Annotated in this window: 3 protein-coding genes; all 3 read left to right on the top strand. The window is 51.9% G+C overall.

Annotated elements, in window-relative coordinates:
• Positions 1-124: 124 nt before the first annotated feature.
• The 3 genes from DFR34_RS17700 to DFR34_RS16560 are packed head-to-tail and all read left to right on the top strand — an operon-like array spanning position 125 to position 4341.
• Positions 125-2020 (top strand): HsdM family class I SAM-dependent methyltransferase, encoded by a 1896-nt coding sequence (locus tag DFR34_RS17700; RefSeq protein WP_110392260.1) that lies wholly within the window; start codon positions 125-127, stop codon positions 2018-2020.
• A complete protein-coding gene (locus DFR34_RS16565; protein ID WP_110392261.1) occupies positions 2010-2999 on the top strand; it encodes a restriction endonuclease subunit S in 990 nt (329 codons plus the stop codon). Before DFR34_RS17700 ends, DFR34_RS16565 begins: the two co-directional genes overlap by 11 nt.
• A complete protein-coding gene (locus tag DFR34_RS16560) occupies positions 2992-4341 on the top strand; it encodes an ISL3 family transposase (RefSeq protein ID WP_110392259.1) in 1350 nt (449 codons plus the stop codon). The genes DFR34_RS16565 and DFR34_RS16560 overlap by 8 nt, the downstream gene beginning before the upstream one ends.
• Positions 4342-4401 lie beyond the last annotated feature (60 nt).

The raw sequence follows: 4401 nt of genomic DNA, 5'->3' as shown, positions 1-4401 counted from the left end.
GGGTATCCGGAATCCACTGTTGAACGATATTTGCGAGGCGCGCCTATACTCTGGGCGTACTTCGGAATTGACTGTTGAAACGTCGTACGCTACCATCATTTTCAAAATCGGAATGGAGTGTTGAATGGCGAACGAACGGAAAACAGAGGCCTTGGTACGCGACAAGCTGCGTGCCTTGGGCTACAACCAACCGGACAACGGAATCACTGTCGAAGAACAGAAGTCTGAGATTGCCAAGGTCAAGACCTTGCTGTCCAAGGCAAGCAAGAATTCCAAGGGCAACGCAGGCTACCCTGAGTTCATTATCTCGAACCTCAAGGACACGGCTTTCCTGATTGTGTTCGAGTGCAAGCCAGATGTGAAAAAACACGAAAGCCCGGCTCGGGACAAGCCTATTGAGTATGCGGTGGACGGGGCTTTGCACTATGCCAAACATCTGGCCAAGCACTACACCGTTCTGGCCGTGGCCGTCAGCGGGGCTACAGCCAGTGCCCTGAAGGTGTCCAATTTTCTGATTCCTGCTGGAAATACAGAAGCCAAGGAGCTTGCTAACGAAAGCGGTGTTCCGGTTACCGACATCATCTCCTACGACGACTACTACCGACTGGCGTCTTTCGACCCCGACGTTGCAAAGAAGCGCCACTCTGATTTGCTGGCATTCTCCAAGGAACTCCATGAGTTGATTTGGACGAAGGCCAAAATCTCCGAAGAAGACAAACCTCTTCTGGTCAGTGGCACCCTGATTGCTTTGATGAATGCACCATTCATGAAGACTTTTGGCGCTCTGCCCGCCGAAGATGTGCAGGAAGCTTGGCTTGGTGCAATCAAGAAGGAGCTCGACAAGGCCGACATTCCGCAGGCCAAGAAGGACACTATGCTGCAACCGTATTCCACGATTGCCGTGCATCCCAATCTTGGGAAGCCTGACAGCAAGACCGCTAAAGAGTATCCGGATGGTGTGTTCAAGGAAATCATCAGCCGCATCTGCGATAACGTCTGGCCTTATATCAATGTCTATCACGACTTCGATGTCGTGGGGCAGTTCTACGGCGAGTTCCTGAAATACACGGCCGGCGACAAAAAGGCTCTCGGCATCGTCCTGACCCCTCGGCATGTTGCCGAACTGTTCTCGCTGATTGCAAATGTTGGCCCTGAATCTAAGGTTCTCGACATCTGCGCAGGAACGGGGGGCTTCCTTATCTCCGCCATGCAGCACATGCTCAAGAAGGCAGTCACAGAGGAAGAGCGGACTGACATCAAGAAGAATCGTCTGATTGGCATCGAGAACAACCCCAAAATGTTCGCGCTGGCTGCCAGCAACATGATTCTACGAGGCGATGGTAAGGCAAACCTGCATCAGGCCAGTTGCTTTGATGACGCTGTAATCAATTCCATCAAGCAGCTGAAGCCAAATGTCGGGATGCTCAATCCTCCTTATGCTCAGTCGAAAAGCGATGCGGAGCTGCACGAGCTGTACTTTGTGAAGCAGATGCTGGAGTGCCTTGAGCCCGGTGCAATGGGCATTGCGATTGTTCCTATGTCATGTGCAATTGCGCCTAACCCGGTGCGCGAAGAATTGATGAAGCACCACACTTTGGATGCTGTGATGTCGATGCCGCAGGAGTTGTTTTACCCTGTTGGCACGGTTACTTGCATCATGGTGTGGATTGCTCGCAAACCACATGCGAAGTCAGACCGTAAGACTTGGTTTGGTTACTGGCGCGATGACGGCTTTGTGAAAACGAAACACAAAGGGCGCATCGACCAGAATGACGTGTGGCCTGCTATCCGTGACCGTTGGGTAGAGATGTACCGAAACAGGGAGGTTCACGCGGGGGAGAGCGCCACCTTCAAAGTAACCGCCAGCGATGAGTGGTGTGCGGAAGCCTATATTGAAACGGACTATTCCTCGCTAACCAAGGAAAGCTTCGAGGCTGACCTGAAGAAATTCATGCTGTTTAATCTGATGCTCGACATTCAGGGTGGAGCTTCTGAAGAGGAGGCCCCTGATGAAACTTGAAGATTTGTTTGAAGTGAAAAATGGTCTGGCAAGTTCAGCGGTCGAGGTACTTAGGGCTCCTGTTGGTGATGTGGTGCCCTACATTCGTCCTGCCAGTACGCAGCAAAGGACTATTGCTGGATGGGTAGCCAAGAATAGTGTTGTAGCTAACCATCTATATCCTGCCGGAACAATATTCGTATCGACAGACGGAGAAGGAAGCCACACCTATTCCTACGTTTCAAAGTTCAATTTTGTGCCTAACAGCAACGTATCGGTTTTACTACCAAAACGCGAGATGGCTCTCAATGAGAAGGTCTATTACGCTCGCTGCATTACGATGAACCGATATAAGTTCTCGTATGGCCGAAAGCCGAAAGGTGACCGGCTAAAGCAGATTGAGCTGCCCGATACTGCGCCAAGTTGGGTGCATTCCGCTGAAGCGGAAGATTTGTGGGCTGAACTTACGCGCATCAAGACATTGAGCTCTGGTATTTATGACCCTGCTGAACATAGCGCAAAGAGTGAGCTTGTTCGTGTTCAAGATATTTTTGAAGTCAGATACGGCCACTCACTTGAACTGAACCGGCTCAGACTTCTGTCCAAGGAGTCGGGCGGCATTCCGTTTGTTTCTCGCAAAATGCGTGAAAACGGTATTGCTGCGTATGTAGCTCCTATTCCAGGGGTGGAGCCGGCCCCGGCGGGCGAGCTTAGCTGCGCTCTTAGTGGCAACGGTGTTCTTTCCACTTTCTATCAAGAACAACCGTTCTACACGGCCTTCCATGTGGCATGTCTTCGTCCATTGGAAAAAATGTCAATTGACGAGCTCTTGTATTATTGCTCTTGCATCTGGCAAAACAGGTTTCGATTCAGTTATGGGCGGCAAGCAAATCGCACCCTGAAAGACTTGCTTATCCCGGCCAGAGAGTCGGTTCCTTGCTGGATTAATGGGGCACTTGCTCGCGTTGCTGACGACCTGATTAACGTCGCACATGGTTGATTTCCTTAATCTGTTGCCGCATCTGCGAACATTGCATGTTCAGGACTGCGGTGACCATTACGAGGTGGAGGCGGAAGGCGGCGTTTTGCCGACCGCTTGCCCGGCCTGTGGTGAGAACCTTTACCGCCACGGCAGCCAGCGACAGACCTACCTCGACACTCCGATGCATGGTAAGCGTGTTCTGATTGAGCTTGACCGCAAGCGCTACCGCTGCAAGTCCTGCGGAAAAACGCTCTTCGAGCCCTTAGCGGTCATGGATGGCAAGCGGCTGGCAACTGCTCGCCTGGTTCAGCACATCGAGCGCCATTGCCTACGCAAGACCTTTTCAGAGCTATCGCGGGAAGTCGGCGTTGACGACAAAACCATCCGGCACATCTTCGATGACTACGTTTCCAAGCTGAAGGAAACCGTGGTCTTTGAAGCACCTGAGGTATTGGGTATCGACGAACTGAAAATCATTGGTCGGTATCGTTGCATGCTCACGAATGTCGAAAAGCTGTCGCTGTTCGATATGTTGCCAACCAGGAACAAGGCAGACCTACTCACCTACTTCAAGACCATGCCCTCCAAGGAAAAGGTCAAGGTGCTGACGATGGACCTCTGGAATGTTTATCGTCAGGTAGCACAAGACCAGTTCCCCGGCAGAATGATTGTGGCCGACCGCTTCCATGTGGTCCGGATGGCCAATGACAGCATTGAACGAGTCCGCAAAGCAATCCGTAAGGAGTTGGAAACCAAGGCGCGACTCAAACTGAAAGATGACCGGTTCGTGCTGCTTTCTCGAAAACACAATCTGGATGAGAAAGGGCTAGAGAAGCTTGCGGCATGGTCAGAGCAATACCCGGCCTTGGGTGCTGCCTACGAGGTCAAGGAGCGATTCCACGACATCTACCGTCATACCTCCAAGGCTGATGCCATGCGGGCGGCTGAAGAATGGGATGCCTCCATTCCAAGCAACGTGGCCGGCGCCTTTAGAGAGGTGCGAGGAGCGCTACGTAGCTGGTGGACTGAAATCTTCAACCACTATGATTGCCCTGTGTCCAACGCCTATACTGAGTCAATCAACAACTTGGCGAAAGGGATGAATCGTATGGGCAGAGGTTATAGCTTCGACGTCATCCGCGCTCGTTTGCTGTTTGATGATGAGGCCCGGGCTGACACGCGAACAACCATTCGCAAGAAACCAAGGAAAGCAGTTCCTTCTACACCGTCTATGGGGATGGGGAGAATGGTTCCGAGTTACAACCACCTCTTCGACTTGGAAGTAGAGGAAAACGTTATCGAATACGGGCCGTACATTCCAACATTGGTGAGAAAACTAGAAGCGGGCGACTTTGCCTAAGTTTCAACATCAGGGGCCTTCGCGGTCCCTGATGCTTTCCACACTGCATTCCGGATACCC

It is taken from the genome of Rivihabitans pingtungensis, from assembly GCF_003201855.1.
GTDB lineage: Bacteria > Pseudomonadota > Gammaproteobacteria > Burkholderiales > Aquaspirillaceae > Rivihabitans > Rivihabitans pingtungensis.
The sequence above is the reverse complement of the archived record's forward strand: the minus strand, read 5'-3'. Positions and strand labels throughout refer to the sequence as shown.

Bases quoted from the DNA above. Each gene is read 5' to 3' on its own strand.
- DFR34_RS17700 (WP_110392260.1), top strand. From the start codon at position 125: ATGGCGAACGAACGGAAAACAGAGGCCTTGGTACGCGACAAGCTGCGT.
- DFR34_RS16565 (WP_110392261.1), top strand. From the start codon at position 2,010: ATGAAACTTGAAGATTTGTTTGAAGTGAAAAATGGTCTGGCAAGTTCA.
- DFR34_RS16560 (WP_110392259.1), top strand. From the start codon at position 2,992: ATGGTTGATTTCCTTAATCTGTTGCCGCATCTGCGAACATTGCATGTT.